A 16,400-nucleotide genomic window follows, 5' to 3' on the forward strand; every position below is an offset into this window, starting at 1 on the left:
CCCTTCTATACAACTGATCAACGCTGAGTGTTGATCGCTTCGAAGCCGGTGTGGCCAGGCTTCAAAGTGTAAATTGGTGGAGCTTAGCGGGATCGAACCGCTGACCTCCTGCATGCCATGCAGGCGCTCTCCCAGCTGAGCTAAAGCCCCTCATCGTTGATGTCATCGCTGAGGACGGGGCGAATCTTAATGGCGCTTCGGAGGGCTGTCAAACTTATTTTTAAAATATTTCAAAGTTTTTTGCCGACATAACAATCACTTACCGCCCTCCCCCCGTAAAACGGGGACACTGCCGAAGAGCTGGATCAAAAGATCACAACTCACGGCAGCGCCACACAGCCTCAGGCAATCGCGCCCAGCAGCTTTTCCCACTCTTTGTTTTCTTTCTTCGACACGCCACCCAGCAGGTCAAGCGCCTGGCGCAGACGGAACCGGGTCAGGTCCGGTCCGAGGATTTCCATCGCATCGAGCACCGACACCGAGCTCGCCTGCCCGGTGATCGCAGCAAACATCAGCGGCATCGCATCGCGCAGTTTCAGCTCAAGCGATTCAACCACCGCCTGAATCGTCGCGGTGATGCTGTCCTTCTCCCACTGACGCAGGCTTTCGAGCTTCCACAGAATCAACTGCATCAACTGCCGAACCTGATCACCCGAAAGCTTCTTCGATTCGAACAGTTTGGCATCCGGATTCACGCCACCGGCGAAGAAGAACCCGGCCAGCGGGGCAACCTGGCTAAAGGTTTCAACCCGGCCCTGCACGTGCGGCGCGATCTTCATCATGTATTCCGGGTTCAGCGCCCAGGTCTGCAAGCGGCTGGCGAACTCTTCCACCGGCAGATCACGCAACCACTGGCCGTTGAGCCAAGAGAGTTTTTCGATGTCGAAAATCGGCCCGCCCAGCGACACACGCTTGAGGTCGAAATTGTCGACCATTTCTTGCAGCGAGAACTTCTCACGCTCGTCCGGCATCGACCAGCCCATGCGGCCCAGATAGTTGAGCATCGCTTCCGGCATGAAGCCCATGCGCTCGTAGAACGTCACCGAAGTCGGGTTCTTGCGCTTGGACAGCTTGCTCTTGTCCGGGTTACGCAGCAGCGGCATGTAGCAGAGTTCCGGTTGCTTCCAGCCGAAGTATTCGTAGAGCAGGATCAGTTTCGGCGCGGACGGCAGCCACTCTTCGCCACGCAGTACGTGGGTGATGCCCATCAGGTAATCGTCGACCACGTTGGCCAGGAAGTACGTCGGCAGGCCGTCGGTCTTCATCAACACTTGCATGTCCATACGATCCCACGGGATCTCGACGTCGCCACGCAGCATGTCCGGCACCACACACACGCCTTCGCTCGGGACTTTCATGCGGATCACGTGCGGTTCGCCAGCAGCCAGACGCGCAGCAACTTCTTCTTTGGACAGCAACAGCGCGCGACCGTCGTAACGCGGGGTTTCGCCGCGAGCCTGTTGCTCGGCGCGCATCTGATCCAGCTCTTCGGCGGTGCAGAAGCACGGGAAGGCGTGACCGAGGTCAACCAGTTGCTGGCAATATTTCTGGTAGATATCGCCGCGCTCGCTCTGGCGATACGGGCCGTGCGGGCCACCGACGTCCGGGCCTTCGCTCCACTCGATGCCGAGCCAGCGCAGAGCGTCGAAGATCTGCTGTTCGGACTCGCGGGTCGAACGCAACTGGTCGGTGTCTTCGATGCGCAGGATGAACTCACCGCCATGCTGCTTGGCAAAGCAGTAGTTGAACAATGCGATGTAAGCGGTACCTACGTGGGGGTCCCCGGTAGGCGATGGCGCGATGCGAGTGCGGACGGTGGTCATGGCATGTCTCGAAAAGAATGAAAAGCAAAGATCAATAAGCGGCGAATGGTAACAGGCGACACCCGCCCCGCTCCAGCAGGCAGGGCATTTAAGCCAAGTTTGCGTCTGTAACGCCCGTTGGCCGTGGTGAATGGCCGAATATCAGCAGACGGCATTTACCGCTTGTCGACTGTATGCCAGATTCGTGGCGCGGGTCGACAGTCTGTTCGCTGCATCGGGCGCGCAGTTCAGCCCGTTGCCGCCGGATAATGCCACCGGCAACTTCACCAAAGTCGTGCAGCGCATTCCGGTGAAACTGACGTTCAAGGCTGACAATCCGCTGCACGGCAAGATCCGCCCGGGCATGTCCGTCACCGCGACCGTGAACATCAAAGACGCCCCGGAAAATGGCCGGTGATTCGCTGATCCGCCCGGTCGGCGAACCGACCCGGCGCGACTGGATTGCGGTGATGAGCGTGATGCTCGGCCCGACCCTCGGCGGCTGGCTCACGGAAAACTGGGGCTGGGAATACATCTTTTATATCAACATCCCGCCGGGGCTGATCATGATTGCCGGGCTGATGTACGGTCTGGAGAAGAAAGAGGCGCATTGGGAACTGCTGAAAAGCACCGACTACACCGGCATCCTCTCGCTAGGGATCGGCCTCGGCTGTTTGCAGGTTTTTCTTGAAGAGGGCCATCGCAAGGACTGGCTGGAATCGAGCCTGATCGTAATGCTGGGGAGCATTGCACTGGTGAGTCTGATCACCTTCGTCATTGTGCAAATCTCCAAGCCGAATCCGTTGATCAACCTGGGCATCCTGCGCAATCGCAACTTTGGCCTGTCGAGTATTTCCAGCCTGGGCATGGGCGTCGGATTGTACGGCTCGATCTATTTGCTGCCGCTTTACCTGGCGCAGATCCAGAACTACAACGCTTTGCAGATTGGCGAAGTGATCATGTGGATGGGCGTGCCGCAGCTGTTTCTGATTCCGCTGGTGCCCAAGCTGATGAAATACATCTCGCCGAAGTGGCCGTGTACGGTGGGCTTCGGGCTGTTCGGGCTGGCGAGTTTTTCTTCGGGGGTGCTCAATCCGGATTTCGCCGGGCCGCAGTTCAATCAGATCCAGATCATCCGTGCGCTGGGTCAGCCGCTGATCATGGTCACCATTTCGCTGATTGCCACGGCGTACATCCTGCCGCAGGACGCGGGATCGGCGTCGAGCCTGTTCAACATCCTGCGCCACCTCGGCGGCGCGATCGGTATCGCGTTGCTCGCCACGCTACTGGATGCGCGCACCAAGACCTACTTCGATTATCTGCGCGAGGCGATTGTGCCGACCAATCCACAGGTGGCCGAGCGTATGGCGTCGATGACCGATCGCTTTGGCAGTGACACGGCAGCGCTGGGCAAGTTGAGTGAAATCGTGCATCAGCAGGCGGCGATCATGGCCTACAACGATGCGTTTCACTTTGTCGGGATTGCGCTGGGGATCAGCATGTTGGCGATCTTGTTGACCAAGAAATTGCCGCAGGGGTTGAAGGCTGGAGAGGCCCACTGATTTTTTGTATGGCCTGTACTGGCCCCATCGCTGGCAAGCCAGCTCCCACAAGGATTGACGGTGTACACAACATGTGTGAACACCAGAGAAACCTGTGGGAGCTGGCTTGCCAGCGATGAGGCCATCTGAAGCAATGAAGATCAAACAGCCAAAAGGCGCTCGCGGAGTTTCGCCACTTCATCACGCATCTGCGCCGCCGCTTCAAACTCCAGATCACGCGCCAACTGGTACATCTTCTCTTCGAGTTGACGAATACGCTTGGTGATCTCGCTCGGCGAACGCAGTTCGGCTTCGTACTTGGCGCTTTCTTCGGCAGCCTTGGCCATGCCTTTGCGCTTCTTGCTGCGCGAACCGGGCACGGTGGCGCCTTCCATGATGTCGGCGACGTCCTTGAATACGCCCTTCGGCGTAATGCCATTGGCCAGGTTGAACGCGATCTGTTTGTCGCGACGACGCTCAGTCTCACCAATCGCACGCTCCATCGAACCGGTGATGCGATCCGCGTAAAGAATCGCGCGGCCATTGAGGTTACGCGCCGCACGGCCGATGGTCTGGATCAGAGATCGCTCGGACCGCAGGAAGCCCTCCTTGTCCGCATCGAGAATGGCCACCAGCGACACTTCCGGCATGTCCAGACCTTCACGCAGCAGGTTGATTCCCACCAGCACATCGAAAGCGCCGAGGCGCAGATCGCGGATGATCTCCACGCGTTCGACGGTGTCGATGTCCGAGTGCAGATAGCGCACGCGCACGCCGTGATCTGCGAGGTAATCGGTCAAGTCCTCGGACATGCGCTTGGTCAGCGTGGTGACCAGCACCCGCTCTTCCAGCGCCACGCGTTTGCCGATTTCCGAGAGCAGATCATCGACCTGGGTCAGCGCCGGACGGATTTCGATTTGCGGGTCGACCAGACCGGTCGGCCGCACCAACTGCTCGACCACCCGACCGGCGTGTTCCGCCTCGTAATTGCCCGGCGTGGCCGATACAAAAATCGTCTGCGGGCTGATGGTTTCGAATTCGTCGAAACGCATCGGCCGGTTGTCCAGCGCCGAGGGCAGACGGAAGCCGTATTCGACCAGGGTTTCCTTGCGCGAACGGTCGCCTTTATACATCGCGCCGACCTGCGGCACGCTGACGTGGGATTCGTCGATCACCAGCAAGGCATCGGCCGGCAGGTAGTCAAACAAGGTCGGCGGCGCCTGGCCGGAATCGCGACCCGAGAGGTAGCGCGAGTAGTTTTCGATGCCGTTGCAGTAGCCGAGTTCGAGGATCATCTCCAGATCGAAACGCGTGCGTTGCTCCAGGCGCTGGGCTTCGACCAGTTTGTTGTTGCTGCGTAGGTATTCGAGGCGCTCCTGCAATTCGACCTTGATGCCCTCGATGGCGCCGAGCAGGGTTTCGCGCGGCGTTACGTAGTGGCTCTTCGGGTAGAAAGTGAAACGCGGCATCTTGCGGATGACTTCGCCGGTCAGCGGATCGAACGCGGAAATGCTCTCGACCTCATCATCGAACAGCTCGATGCGGATCGCCTCCAGATCGGATTCGGCCGGATAAACATCGATCACATCGCCGCGCACGCGGAAGGTCGCGCGGGCGAAGTCCATGTCGTTGCGCGTGTACTGCAAGTCCGCCAAGCGGCGCACCAGGGCGCGCTGATCGAGTTTGTCGCCGCGATCGATGTGCAGCACCATTTTCAGATAGGTGTCCGGGCTGCCCAAACCATAGATGCACGACACCGTGGTGACGATGATCGAGTCCTTGCGCTCCAGCAGCGCTTTGGTCGCGGACAGACGCATCTGCTCGATGTGGTCGTTGATCGACGCATCCTTCTCGATGAAGGTGTCGGACGACGGCACGTAAGCTTCAGGCTGGTAGTAGTCGTAGTAGGAAACGAAGTACTCGACCGAGTTGTTCGGGAAAAACGCCTTGAACTCGCCGTACAACTGCGCGGCCAGGGTTTTATTCGGCGCCAGCACCAGCGTCGGACGCTGCACCTGGGCGATCACGTTGGCGATGCTGAAGGTCTTGCCCGAACCGGTCACGCCGAGCAGCGTCTGGTGCGCCAGCCCGGCCTCGATGCCCTCGACCAATTGGCGAATGGCTTCCGGCTGGTCGCCAGCGGGGTCGAAACGGGTGACAAGCTGGAATTCGGACATAAATACCTCTGGGTCGCGACGCTGCGGATCAACCGGCGCGCCACGGAAAAGACCGCAAACGAGCAATGTCGCCCGAGGAAAAACGAAGATTGTGTTGAATGTGGAGTCGATTGCCTCGCCTTTCAAGGCAAACGTCCTACATCCGGTAAAGTCTCTGACATGGGCAATCGACTAACGGTCGAGAAATAATCGGAAAAACTTACGCCAAAAGCCGATTCGCCTGTCGCCATCGGTCGATGATGGCCTCTATACTAGCTCCCCGTTTGTGCACCGCTCTAGTGCATTCGGCTGGAGCGCTACACGTCCCTCCATACTCCATTCAGAGCCGCCGCAAAAATGAGCCTGTTCTCCGCTGTCGAAATGGCACCCCGTGATCCGATCCTGGGCCTCAACGAAGCATTCAACGCAGACACCCGCACCGACAAGGTCAACCTGGGCGTGGGTGTTTACTGCAACGAAGAGGGGCGAATTCCACTTCTGCGCGCCGTTATCGAAGCCGAAACCACCCGCGCTGCTCAGCATGCCTCGCGAGGCTATTTGCCAATCGATGGCATCGTCGCTTACGACCAGGCTGTGCAAAAACTGCTGTTCGGCAATGATTCGCCGCTGCTGGCTGCGGGTCGCGTAGTCACCACTCAGGCTGTCGGCGGGACCGGTGCTCTGAAAATCGGTGCCGACTTCCTCAAGCAACTGCTGCCGAATGCCGTCGTCGCCATCAGCGACCCGAGCTGGGAAAACCACCGCGCACTGTTCGAAACCGCCGGTTTCCCGGTACAGAACTACCGCTACTACGACGCCGCCACCCACGATGTGAACCGTGCCGGCCTGCTCGAAGACCTCAACGCTCTGCCGAACGGCTCGATCATTGTCCTGCACGCCTGCTGCCACAACCCGACCGGCGTCGATCTGAGCCCGGCGGACTGGAACAACGTACTGGAAGCCGTGCGCGCCAAAGGTCACGTGCCTTTCCTCGATATGGCTTACCAAGGCTTCGGCGACGGTATCGATGAAGACGCCGCTGCCGTGCGTCTGTTCGCAGAGTCCGGTCTGACTTTCTTCGTTTCCAGCTCGTTCTCCAAATCGTTCTCGCTGTACGGCGAGCGCGTCGGCGCCCTGTCGATCGTCAGCGAATCGAAAGAAGAAAGCGCGCGCGTGCTGTCGCAAGTCAAACGCGTGATCCGCACCAACTACTCCAACCCGCCGACCCACGGTGCAAGCATCGTCGCTGCGGTGTTGAACAGCCCGGAACTGCGCGCCCAGTGGGAAGCCGAACTGGCCGAAATGCGTCTGCGCATTCGTGGCATGCGCGAACAGATGGTCAGCCTGCTGGCAGAAAAAGCCCCGCAACGCGACTTCAGCTTCGTCGGTCGTCAGCGCGGCATGTTCTCTTACTCCGGTCTGACCACAGAACAGGTGCATCGCCTGCGCAACGAGTTCGGCATCTACGCCCTGGACACCGGCCGCATCTGCGTGGCCGCGCTGAACCAGCGCAACATCAAAGCGGTGACGGATGCCATCGTTCAGGTGATCTGATTCGGTTGCGTGACGAAAAACGGGAAGCCTCAGGGCTTCCCGTTTTTATTTGTCTGAAGAAAGCCGCCCATAACCTCTAGACTGCACACAGACGATACTTCAGAGAGACAACATGAAAAACGATGACCTGCGTGCCGACCGCGACGAAATGGATGACTTCATCCCCCGCTCCCCGGCCAAACGCAGCAACAATCTGGTGCTGCAAGTCGCGGCTGGAGTGTTTCTCGGCGGTCTGGCGCTGTGGCTGGTGCAACTCGGCGCGACGATGCTCTACGCCAAATTGATGCTCGGCACCGTCACGTTCGGCGGTTAAGCCAGTTCGGTTGCGCGCTGAGTGGCAGCGTCGTCATAGACCACGTACAGCGACTCGGCGATCTGGCTTTTGATGGCCTTGGCAGTTTCCAGGCCGAGGACAAAGCCTTCAGCCTTGCCGCCCGCGCGGTTCAATTCTTCAGCGGTGCTGGCCTGAGTGATCGCATCGAAGAGTTTTTCGGCGTGCGGGCCGACGCCCTTGGGCAGGCTGATTTGAGCGGTGGTCATGCGGACACCTCGATGTGCAGTGATGTGTGATTCATGTGGCGCGTACCTTTTCGGCGAATGGCCGGCAGCGCGTGTGACCACTTCCGGGCGGCCATGGTAGACCTCTCGGGCGATTCTGGTAACCGCCAATCGCTGACAAACCACCGTCCGTCCTGATGAATCGTAAAAGTTAATAACTGATGCTTGACTTCTCTTTTTGAATCAGTAACATACGCACCAATTCCGCAATAGCTCAGTTGGTAGAGCAAGTGACTGTTAATCACTGGGTCCCTGGTTCGAGTCCAGGTTGTGGAGCCAAACATAGATTCAGAGATGGTTTTTCCAGTCTTTGAATCCTCGAAAAAACCCGCCTTCTGGCGGGTTTTTTCGTTTCAGTCTTTCGTATGCGCGGGCTCAGGCCTGATCTTGAACCAGAGGGCGTACATCGCTGGCAGGAACACCAGGGTCAGCACGGTGCCGGCAAACGTACCGCCAATCAGGGTATAGGCCAGCGTCCCCCAGAACACCGAATGGGTCAGCGGAATGAACGCCAGCATCGCCGCCAGCGCCGTGAGAATCACCGGCCTCGCGCGCTGCACAGTGGCTTCGACCACGGCGTTGTAAGGCGACAGGCCGGATTGCTCATTGGAGTGAATCTGGCCAATGAGAATCAGCGTGTTGCGCATCAGAATCCCGGACAGGGCAATCAGCCCCACCAAGGCGTTAATCCCGAACGGTTGCTGGAACAGCAGCAAAATGGGCACCACTCCAATCAGTCCCAACGGCGCAGTAGCGAACACCATCATCATTGCCGACATCGAACGTACCTGGATGATGATGGTCAGCAACATCAGCGCAATCATGATCGGGAACAACGGCAGCAATGCCTTGTTCGCTTTACCCGACTCCTCGATCGAGCCGGCCAACTCAATCCGGTATCCCGCTGGCAGTTTGTCGATGATGGGCTGCAACTGCTTTATCAAGGCATTGGAAACATCGGGTGGTTGAAGACCTTCAGCCACGTCACCACGCACGGTGATGGTCGGCGTACGATCACGACGTCGCAGAACAGGCTCCTCCATCCGCACATCCACCGCGCCGACCTGGGACAGCGACACGCGCTGCCCTTGGGCGCCGGTCAGCGTGAAGGCGGCAATTTTCGCTGGATCCAGACGCGTATCTCCCGCCGAGCGAGCGACCACCTGCACCGAACGAATGTCCTCACGCACCTCGGTGACAGGCACCCCCGTGAGCAGGAATTGCAACTGTTGCGCGACATCGGCCGAGGTCAAGCCGAAGGCTTGCAGGCGATCCTGATCCAGCGTCAGATGAAGTGCCGGCGCGCGTTCGCCGAAGTCGCTGTTGACGGTTCTCGTCATGGGGCTGGCGGTCAGCACCTGACGCACCTGCGCGGCGATATCCCGCAATACTGCAGGGTCGGCACCCATCACACGGAAGGCCACTGGATACGGTGAATAGGGGCCAAATACCAACTGCGTCACGCGCACCCGAGCTTCAGGCGCCAAGCCATCGGCCACGGCTTGCCTGAGGCGAAGCTTGAGCGCCTCGCGCTCTTGCTGGCTCGCGGTGAGCACGACGATTTTTGCAAAGGACGGATCGGGTAGCTCAGGTGCCATCGCCAAATAGAAACGCGGCGCGCCCTGACCAACGTAAGCGGTGACGATTCTCGCCTCCGGCTGCCGAGCCAGCCACGCCTCGACCTTGGCCGCTGCCGCATCTGTCTGTTCTATCGAGGTGCCGTAAGGCATTTGCACTTCAACCAACACTTCAGGTCGATCGGACGTGGGAAAGAACTGTTTCTTGACCACACCCATGCCCAGAATCGCGATAACAAACAAGCCAACGACGGATGTAGCCACCAGGCCTTTGCGGCGGATCACACTGCCCAGCAGGCGCCTGAACCGCTGGTAGTTCGGCGTACCGTAAATCGCCGCATGCCCGCCTTCAGGCACCTTGATCTGCGGCAGCAGTTTGACCCCCAGATAAGGGGTAAACACCACGGCCACCACCCACGAAGTGATCAGCGCGATACCAACGATCCAGAACATGTTCGCGGTGTACTCACCGGCGGTCGACTTGGCAAACCCGTTGGGCATAAAACCGATTGCCGTCACCAACGTCCCCGACAACATCGGCGCGGCCGTGTGGCTCCAGGCGTAAGCAGACGCCTTGATCCGGTCATAGCCCTCCTCCATCTTCACCACCATCATTTCAATGGCAATGATTGCATCGTCCACCAGCAGTCCCAGCGCCAGAATCAACGACCCCAGAGTAATTCGATCGAAGTCCTTGCCCGTGGCCGCCATCACAATGAACACCGCCGCCAGGGTCAGCGGCACCGCCGCGGCAACCACAACGCCGACCCGCCAGCCCATGCTGAGAAAACACACCAGCAGCACCACGCCCAGGGCTGCAAAAAACTTCAGCATGAATTCGTTGACGGATGCGCCAATATTCACCGCCTGATCCGTGACCTTGGTCAGGCTCATGCCCAAAGGCATCTGCTGGTTGATCGCTGTCGCCTCGGCCTCCAGCGACTTGCCCAGATCCAGACCATTCCAGCCATCACGCATGACCACGCCGAGCAACAATGCCGGCTCACCATTGTTGCGAATCAGGAACGTCGCCGGATCCTCATAACCGCGCTTGACCTCAGCCACATCGGACAACTTGAGGGTTCTGCCTTCCACCATCAGTGGGGTATCACGAATCTTCTGCAGGTCATCAAATGCGCCATCCAGGCGAATGAAAACCTGCGGCCCCTTCGCTTCCACCGAGCCGGCCGGCGTCATCATGTTTTGCGTGTTCAACGCACTGAAGATGTCTCGTGCAGAAATGCCCAGTGTCGCCAGACGTTCGTAGGACAGCTCGACAAAAATGCGCTCTGACTGTTCACCGATGATGTTGACCTTTTTCACACCCGCTACATGCAGCAGACGTTGGCGCAAGCTCTCGGCTTCGCGCACCAACAGGCGTTGCGGCTCACCCTTGGCCTTGAGCGCATAAAGCGCGAAGGTCACATCGGAATACTCGTCATTGACCATTGGACCAATCACCCCGGACGGCAATCCCTTCTGCTCATCGAGGATTTTCTTGCGCGCCTGGTAGAACTCCTCCTGAACGGCTGAAGGCGGCGTACTGTCGAGCAGATAAACCGTGGTGAACGCCAGGCCGGGCCGGGTAAAGGTTTCGGTCCGATCGTACCAACGCAATTCCTGCATGCGTTTTTCCAGTTTTTCTGCCACCTGGTCTTGCATCTCCTGGGCTGTCGCCCCGGGCCAGGCGCTGACCACTGTCATCTGTTTAATGGTGAATGCGGGGTCTTCCGCACGCCCCAGTTTGAAGAAGGCGTACAACCCACCCACAGAAATCAGCAGAATCAGAAACAGGGTGATTGAGCGCTCGCGCACTGCCAGGGCCGAAAGATTGAAGCCGCTCATCGACTCACATCTCCCAGCATTTTTTGCGTGGCACCGGTCAGTTCAGTCCTGACTTTCTCTCCCTCACTCAATAAGTGCGCACCCAATGCGACGACTCGATCACCCACACGCAGATCACCCGTCACGCGCACGCTGGCTTCGTTGTTCAGGCTGCGAACCTTGACCGGACGCCACACCACATGTTCCGGCTCGCCTTCAACCAGCCAGACACCGGGGCCTTTACCCGCGTCGTAGAGGGCGCCCATGGGCACCTGTAATTCCTTGGCATCAGCCACATGCGTATCCGCGATACCCACCGATATCGTCGAACCCAGGATGGCCTGGGAAAGAGTCCCCTCCAGCACATAACGCGCTTCAAAGGTTCGGGTCTGCAGGTCGGCAGAATCGGACAACTGACGTAAACGAGCACTGCCGCCACGCTGGTTGGGTCCGTAGAGCTCAACCGTCGCCACAGAACCCAGGGCTGGACGGAGCGTTTCGGGCAACTGGATCACCGCCTCGCGCAGCCCTGAGTGAGCAACACGCACCACCACCTGACCAGCGCCAATCACCTGTCCCGGCTCAGCCAGGGTTTCCACCACAACGCCATCGGCATCAGCCAATAACGTCGAGTAACCGGTCGCGTTTTTTGCCACATCAGCTTGAGCTCGGGCAGCGTTGAGCTGGGCCTTCGCCGAGTCGGCAGCCGCTTTGTACCCGGCGTACGCGGAAGCCGATACTGCGCCGACGGACACCAACTTACGGTAGCGAAGCTCATCATCGATGGCTTGCCGGGCTTGAGCTGTCGCCGCCAGAACCACTTCCTGCTGCGCCCTCGCCGTCAGCGTCAAGTCGTTGGCATCGATGCGCATGAGCGCCTGACCGCGCTTTACAGTCTGCCCGGCATCCACCAGACGCTCCGAGACTTTCCCTGATACCCGAAAACCGAGATCGCTCTGAACGCGCGCCGCGACGATCCCCGTGAATGTCCGTGCAGCGGCCCCGGCTGGCTGAACCACACCGATACGCACCAAAGGCACTTGAAGGCGAGGATCGGCAGGCGTGGCCTTGTTGCAGGCGGCCAGGGCAAACGGCAAGACGAGAATGACAGCGAGTGACAAGCGATGGCGCAGGATCATAAAGACCTCCCGGTAACGGATGCGCCATGCTCATTCAAGTGACCAATTAAGTCAATCGTCACTAATCGGACAAATGAGTACTTTCCACTGGATCAGAACACAGCAGAAAAGACTGATATCTGTTTTTCAGGCGTACAAGCTGAGACGGATGCGTAGTGCATCCGTCAGCAGAGGTTCAAGGCATCAGGCTGCGCAGAACCAGACTGGAGATCAGAGAAGGGGCTTGCTCAACAACATCGAGGTTGTGCTGCAAGAGCAAAGGATTGATGAAGGGCCGCAGCGCGAGATGAATCGCCTCTACCGTTTCGTCCAGCGGTGTCTTGCGCTCGAACTCTCCCAGTTCTCGCCCTTCACGCACGATTTGCATCACGAAGTTCTTGATCTGAGTGTCATAGAGTTCTGAACTGGGCCAGCGCTCTGACGCCGCAAACGCTGCGATGTCATAGAGTTTCCGGTCGTTGAAGAACAGGCTCACACCTGTAGCGATCACGGTTTTGACCAGACGCCGAAACCGTTCGGTCGGCGAAATGCCCTCTACGTTGATGGCCTGCTCCACTGCCGTGACGATCTCCGTCAGGCAATTTTTACAGATTGCTTCACCAATCGCCTGCTTGGACTCAAAGAATTTGTAGATGTAAGCCTTGGAAAATCCGATGGCCTTGGCAAGGTCAGAAACGGTTGTTTTGCCATAACCGTACTGACTGAAATGCTCGTTGGCCGCCGCGACAATCTGGTCTCGAATGTCGTGATCGACTGGGCCTCGGGCGCTGGGCGAAGAAACTGATGGCTGATTCATGCGAGCAGCTTACTCATCCCCAAGGTGGTTGACAACTTGTGACCAAATTGTAATTGCGTCAACAATCAACCTTTGCGCAGGTATTGCATACTCCCACCCAAGAGGGCGTGGTGGCTCCCAATAAAAAGGGCCGATCTGTCACCAGATCGGCCCTTTTTCAAACGTCAAAGCAGTCAGACATGCTCGCTGCTTTTACTCTGCACTTTAGGCGCACCGTGGCCGTGATCCGCGTCCACTTCAATCACCGGCACCTCCTTGCCGTCGCAGTCATGCAGTTTGCCGTCGCTGAAGTAATCGCCTTCTCGCAGCGCCGCCAGGTCGCGATAGCGCAGGGTGCGCTCCTCTGCTACTGCGAACACCGATTGCTGGTCAGAGTTACCAGCGGTGAAGTGGTTGAACGCCAGATTCAGCAATATCGCCATGATCGCCGACGAACTGATGCCCGAGTGGAAAATGGTCGCGAACCAGCTCGGGAATTGGTCGTAGAAGCTCGGCGCAGCAATCGGGATCATGCCGAAGCCGATTGAAGTGGCGACGATGATCAGATTGACGTTGTTGCGGTAATCGACCTTGGACAGCGTACGAATGCCGCTCGCCGCCACGGTGCCAAACAGCACGATGCCGGCGCCGCCCAGAACCGAAGTCGGAACCGCCGCGATCACCCGCCCCATGAACGGCAGCAGGCCGAGTATCACCAGAAACAAGCCCCCGGTGGCCACCACAAAGCGGCTCTTGATCCCGGTCACCGCCACCAGCCCGACGTTTTGGGCAAAGGCACTTTGAGTGAACGAGCCGAAGATCGGTGCAAACATGCTCGACAGCATGTCGGCGCGCAGGCCGTTGCCCAGACGTTTGGAATCGACCTTGGTGCCGATGATTTCACCGACGGCGAGAATGTCCGCCGAGGTTTCCACCAGCGTCACCATGACCACGATGCACATCGACAGGATCGCGGCGAAGTGGAAGGTCGGCATGCCGAAGTGAAACGGCGTCGGGAAACCGAACATCGGGCCTTGAGTGACGGTGGAAAAATCGGCCATGCCGAGGAACACCGCCAGCACCGTACCGATCACCATCGCCAACAGAATCGACAAGCGCGAGATGGTCGAGCTGCCGACCTTGCTCAGCAGCAACACCAGCACCAGCGTGACCGCCGCCAGACCGATGTTCTGCATGCTGCCGAAGTCCGGCGCATGGCTGTTGCCGCCCATCGCCCAGCGTGCGGCCACCGGCATCAGCGTCAGGCCGATAGTGGTGATCACAATCCCGGTGACCAGCGGCGGGAAGAACTTGGTAATTCGCGAAAACACCGGGGTTATCAATAGTCCTATGAGTGACGCGGCAATCACCGCGCCGAGCACCGACTGGAAGCCACCCTCCCCGCCACTGCTGACGATCGCGACCATGGTCGCAACGCCCGAGAACGACACGCCCTGCACCAGCGGCAACTGACAACCGAAAAACGGCACGCCGAGGGTTTGCAGCAGCGTCGCCAGCCCCCCCGCAAACAATGAAGCAGCAATCAACAAACCAATGTCTGCCGGCGACAGACCGGCCGCCTGGCCGATGATCAGCGGCACCGCGACGATACCGCCATACATGGTCAGAACATGTTGCAGGCCGTAAGCCATATTCGCGCCGACCCCGAGATTCTCGTCCTCGGGCCGTTGGTGTGAAACATGGGGCGTTTTCATGGTTGGGGGGTTCCCTGGTTTTTGTTATGCGCACACTGTATGCAAGACTCAGGACAAATGTCCATAGAGTTGTATACAACTTGTCAGTCACATAATGGATAGGTAGCCACCCAACCTTCTATCCCGGTGCTTCCATCCCTCACAAATCCGGCAATACATCCGTCTGCGGCTTCGCGTTTTATCCCACTAGGCTGAAGTGTTCATGGCGACCAGCGGTACGGTCGCGCTCTTTTCTATACATATAAAGTATGCATAATGAAGTCATTCGACATTCAGTACGACAAGAGCAAGAACGCAGCCAACAAACTCAAGCACAAAGGCATCAGCCTCGCTGAGGCCGAACCGGTGTTTCACGACGAACGAGCACTGACCATTGAGGACAACGACCATAACGAACCGCGCTGGATCAGCATTGGCCTTGATAACAAAGGACGGTTATTGGTCGTTGCGTACAGCTATCGCGAAGCGAATGTCATTCGAATCATTTCCGCACGTATCGCCACACCGAGCGAACGTCGCGAGTATTTTCTGGAGGCTTGATCTATGAAAGATGAATACGACTTCTCTCAGGGCAAACGTGGCGCGTTGGCGCCCAACAAGGGTAAGACGCGCATCACCATCATGCTCGATGATGCGGTGATCGAGGCGGCACGTACGCTGGCCGAAGACGAAGGGTTTGGATATCAGACGGTGATCAACAACACCCTGCGCCACGCCTTGCTCGATGTCGGCAGGCCGGAACAGGTCGAGCACGCGGTGCAATCCGGTCAGTTCAAAAACGGCATCACCACCACCGACCTCAAAAGTCTGGAGAAAAAACTCTCGGCGGCAGTCAATGAAATCCGCCGAGTGCTGGAGCCGGATGTGAAGCCTTAGATCGGGGTGATCAAACGCAACAACGCCGCGCGCAAGGCTGGATCGCGTGGCACGCGAATGCCGAATTCCTGCCCGAGTAATTCGAGCAGTTCATCGACATCCACCACCTCGCGCCGCTCGCTCTCGGCACCCATGCGATGAATCGCGAAACTGCCGTTGTTCAACGTACGCCGCCAGCCGTCGCCAGTGCGCGCAACCATCAGACGGTTAGCGAACGGCGATTCCGGATGCGTCGAGACGTACCAGTTGCCGAGGGTGAAATCGATATCTTCCTGGCGCTGCAGATCGAACAGGTACATCGGGCGCCACTCGCCAGCGACCTTGGCCGAGAGCATGTAGCCGTCCGTTTGCGCTTCGATGCGATACGGCTCGTGCGGCGTGGCTTGCTCGCTTTCAGTGTCGAGTAACAACGGTGCAGTGGGCACCATGCCGCCAAAGCCAACGTCGGTGATGTAACGCACCCCGTCGATGGTCACCAGACTCAAGCGGTGCGTGCGCGCCGTCCATGCACCTTCGGGCTGAGCCATTACTACCCGGCCACTGATACCACGCGCAGCGAAACCCAGCTCAAGCAGCAGCGCCAGAAACAGACTGTTGAGTTCGTAGCAGTAACCGCCCCGCCCATCGTGCAGAATTTTCTGCTGCACTGATGGCAGATCGATCAACACCGCTTCGCCGCTGATGGTCGAAAGATTTTCGAAGGGAAAAACCCCGGTGTGGCGCAGTTGCAATTGGCGCAAGGTGTCGAGTGTCGGCGCGGGAGGTTGCTCGAAACCCAGGCGTTGCAGATACAGTTTGACGTCCGTCAGGCGTGGTTCGCTCATTGCTCGGTCCTTATGCAGTGGCTGCGGATCGTTCCGCTGATGGTCGCCATGTATACGGG

12 protein-coding genes, 2 tRNA genes and 2 pseudogenes are annotated in these 16,400 nt (G+C 58.5%); 7 read left to right on the forward strand and 9 right to left on the reverse strand.

What is annotated here, in order from left to right; genetic code table 11:
• Nucleotides 1-74: 74 nt before the first annotated feature.
• A tRNA-Ala gene (locus tag ACOI8A_RS03585) sits at nt 75-150 on the reverse strand.
• 191 nt (nt 151-341) lie between these two features.
• The gene (gltX, locus tag ACOI8A_RS03590) at nt 342-1,823 is read right to left on the reverse strand and encodes a glutamate--tRNA ligase (RefSeq protein ID WP_420648715.1); all 1,482 of its coding nucleotides are present in this window, start codon (nt 1,821-1,823) and stop codon (nt 342-344) included.
• Between the two features lie 187 nt (nt 1,824-2,010).
• Between gltX and ACOI8A_RS03595 the strand changes: the two are divergent.
• Nucleotides 2,011-2,220, forward strand: a pseudogene (locus ACOI8A_RS03595) (HlyD family secretion protein); the annotation flags it as partial.
• Between the two features lie 64 nt (nt 2,221-2,284).
• A pseudogene (locus ACOI8A_RS03600) lies at nt 2,285-3,364 on the forward strand (DHA2 family efflux MFS transporter permease subunit); the annotation flags it as partial.
• Between the two features lie 140 nt (nt 3,365-3,504).
• On the opposite strand, the gene uvrB reads toward ACOI8A_RS03600, so the two are convergent.
• Nucleotides 3,505-5,520 carry an excinuclease ABC subunit UvrB gene (uvrB, locus tag ACOI8A_RS03605; RefSeq protein ID WP_420648716.1) on the reverse strand — a complete coding sequence of 672 codons (2,016 nt, stop codon included), beginning with the start codon at nt 5,518-5,520 and terminating at the stop codon, nt 3,505-3,507.
• 336 nt (nt 5,521-5,856) lie between these two features.
• Here uvrB and ACOI8A_RS03610 point away from each other — a divergent pair, with 336 nt between their 5' ends.
• Together ACOI8A_RS03610 and ACOI8A_RS03615 are read left to right on the forward strand one after the other, a co-directional pair.
• Complete coding sequence (locus ACOI8A_RS03610; RefSeq protein WP_420648717.1) at nt 5,857-7,053, forward strand: amino acid aminotransferase; 1,197 nt, start codon at nt 5,857-5,859, stop codon at nt 7,051-7,053.
• Nucleotides 7,054-7,165: 112 nt separating this feature from the next.
• A complete protein-coding gene (locus ACOI8A_RS03615; RefSeq protein WP_420648718.1) occupies nt 7,166-7,366 on the forward strand; it encodes a hypothetical protein in 201 nt (66 codons plus the stop codon).
• Here the strand turns inward: ACOI8A_RS03615 and ACOI8A_RS03620 are convergent.
• On the reverse strand, nt 7,363-7,593 hold the full coding sequence (locus ACOI8A_RS03620; protein ID WP_420648719.1) for a hypothetical protein: 231 nt from the start codon (nt 7,591-7,593) through the stop codon (nt 7,363-7,365). The two genes, ACOI8A_RS03615 and ACOI8A_RS03620, sit on opposite strands and share 4 nt — an antisense overlap.
• 221 nt (nt 7,594-7,814) lie before the next feature.
• On the opposite strand from ACOI8A_RS03620, the gene ACOI8A_RS03625 reads away from it, so the two are divergent.
• Nucleotides 7,815-7,890 (forward strand) — tRNA-Asn (locus ACOI8A_RS03625).
• A 74-nt stretch (nt 7,891-7,964) separates the two neighbouring features.
• Here ACOI8A_RS03625 and ACOI8A_RS03630 read toward each other — a convergent pair.
• The 4 genes from ACOI8A_RS03630 to ACOI8A_RS03645 form a co-directional block, all read right to left on the reverse strand.
• Nucleotides 7,965-11,033, reverse strand: coding sequence for an efflux RND transporter permease subunit (locus ACOI8A_RS03630; RefSeq protein ID WP_420651336.1), 3,069 nt, complete (start codon nt 11,031-11,033; stop codon nt 7,965-7,967).
• Nucleotides 11,030-12,151, reverse strand: coding sequence for an efflux RND transporter periplasmic adaptor subunit (locus ACOI8A_RS03635; RefSeq protein ID WP_420648721.1), 1,122 nt, complete (start codon nt 12,149-12,151; stop codon nt 11,030-11,032). Before ACOI8A_RS03635 ends, ACOI8A_RS03630 begins: the two co-directional genes overlap by 4 nt.
• Before the next feature lie 175 nt (nt 12,152-12,326).
• Complete coding sequence (locus ACOI8A_RS03640) at nt 12,327-12,947, reverse strand: TetR/AcrR family transcriptional regulator (RefSeq protein WP_420648722.1); 621 nt, start codon at nt 12,945-12,947, stop codon at nt 12,327-12,329.
• Nucleotides 12,948-13,120: 173 nt separating this feature from the next.
• Nucleotides 13,121-14,641 carry a nucleobase:cation symporter-2 family protein gene (locus ACOI8A_RS03645; RefSeq protein WP_420648723.1) on the reverse strand — a complete coding sequence of 507 codons (1,521 nt, stop codon included), beginning with the start codon at nt 14,639-14,641 and terminating at the stop codon, nt 13,121-13,123.
• Between the two features lie 255 nt (nt 14,642-14,896).
• On the opposite strand from ACOI8A_RS03645, the gene ACOI8A_RS03650 reads away from it, so the two are divergent.
• Together ACOI8A_RS03650 and ACOI8A_RS03655 are read left to right on the forward strand one after the other, a co-directional pair.
• Entirely contained in the window at nt 14,897-15,181 is a 285-nt protein-coding gene (locus ACOI8A_RS03650) for a BrnT family toxin (protein ID WP_420648724.1), read from the forward strand.
• A gap of 3 nt (nt 15,182-15,184) precedes the next feature.
• Nucleotides 15,185-15,517 (forward strand): BrnA antitoxin family protein, encoded by a 333-nt coding sequence (locus tag ACOI8A_RS03655; protein WP_420648725.1) that lies wholly within the window; start codon nt 15,185-15,187, stop codon nt 15,515-15,517.
• Here ACOI8A_RS03655 and ACOI8A_RS03660 read toward each other — a convergent pair.
• On the reverse strand, nt 15,514-16,341 hold the full coding sequence (locus ACOI8A_RS03660) for an arylamine N-acetyltransferase family protein (RefSeq protein WP_420648726.1): 828 nt from the start codon (nt 16,339-16,341) through the stop codon (nt 15,514-15,516). The genes ACOI8A_RS03655 and ACOI8A_RS03660 overlap by 4 nt on opposite strands.
• Nucleotides 16,342-16,400 lie beyond the last annotated feature (59 nt).

Origin of the sequence: Pseudomonas sp. P4795, from assembly GCF_048822895.1 — a bacterium.
Taxonomy (GTDB): domain Bacteria; phylum Pseudomonadota; class Gammaproteobacteria; order Pseudomonadales; family Pseudomonadaceae; genus Aquipseudomonas.

Excerpts from the sequence above, each read along its gene's own strand:
- ACOI8A_RS03645 (WP_420648723.1), bottom strand. The coding sequence starts at position 14,641 with ATGAAAACGCCCCATGTTTCACACCAACGGCCCGAGGACGAGAATCTC.
- gltX (WP_420648715.1), bottom strand. The coding sequence starts at position 1,823 with ATGACCACCGTCCGCACTCGCATCGCGCCATCGCCTACCGGGGACCCC.
- ACOI8A_RS03620 (WP_420648719.1), bottom strand. The coding sequence starts at position 7,593 with ATGACCACCGCTCAAATCAGCCTGCCCAAGGGCGTCGGCCCGCACGCC.
- ACOI8A_RS03640 (WP_420648722.1), bottom strand. The coding sequence starts at position 12,947 with ATGAATCAGCCATCAGTTTCTTCGCCCAGCGCCCGAGGCCCAGTCGAT.
- ACOI8A_RS03615 (WP_420648718.1), top strand. The coding sequence starts at position 7,166 with ATGAAAAACGATGACCTGCGTGCCGACCGCGACGAAATGGATGACTTC.
- ACOI8A_RS03635 (WP_420648721.1), bottom strand. The coding sequence starts at position 12,151 with ATGATCCTGCGCCATCGCTTGTCACTCGCTGTCATTCTCGTCTTGCCG.
- ACOI8A_RS03630 (WP_420651336.1), bottom strand. The coding sequence starts at position 11,033 with ATGAGCGGCTTCAATCTTTCGGCCCTGGCAGTGCGCGAGCGCTCAATC.
- ACOI8A_RS03610 (WP_420648717.1), top strand. The coding sequence starts at position 5,857 with ATGAGCCTGTTCTCCGCTGTCGAAATGGCACCCCGTGATCCGATCCTG.
- ACOI8A_RS03655 (WP_420648725.1), top strand. The coding sequence starts at position 15,185 with ATGAAAGATGAATACGACTTCTCTCAGGGCAAACGTGGCGCGTTGGCG.
- uvrB (WP_420648716.1), bottom strand. The coding sequence starts at position 5,520 with ATGTCCGAATTCCAGCTTGTCACCCGTTTCGACCCCGCTGGCGACCAG.
- ACOI8A_RS03650 (WP_420648724.1), top strand. The coding sequence starts at position 14,897 with ATGAAGTCATTCGACATTCAGTACGACAAGAGCAAGAACGCAGCCAAC.
- ACOI8A_RS03660 (WP_420648726.1), bottom strand. The coding sequence starts at position 16,341 with ATGAGCGAACCACGCCTGACGGACGTCAAACTGTATCTGCAACGCCTG.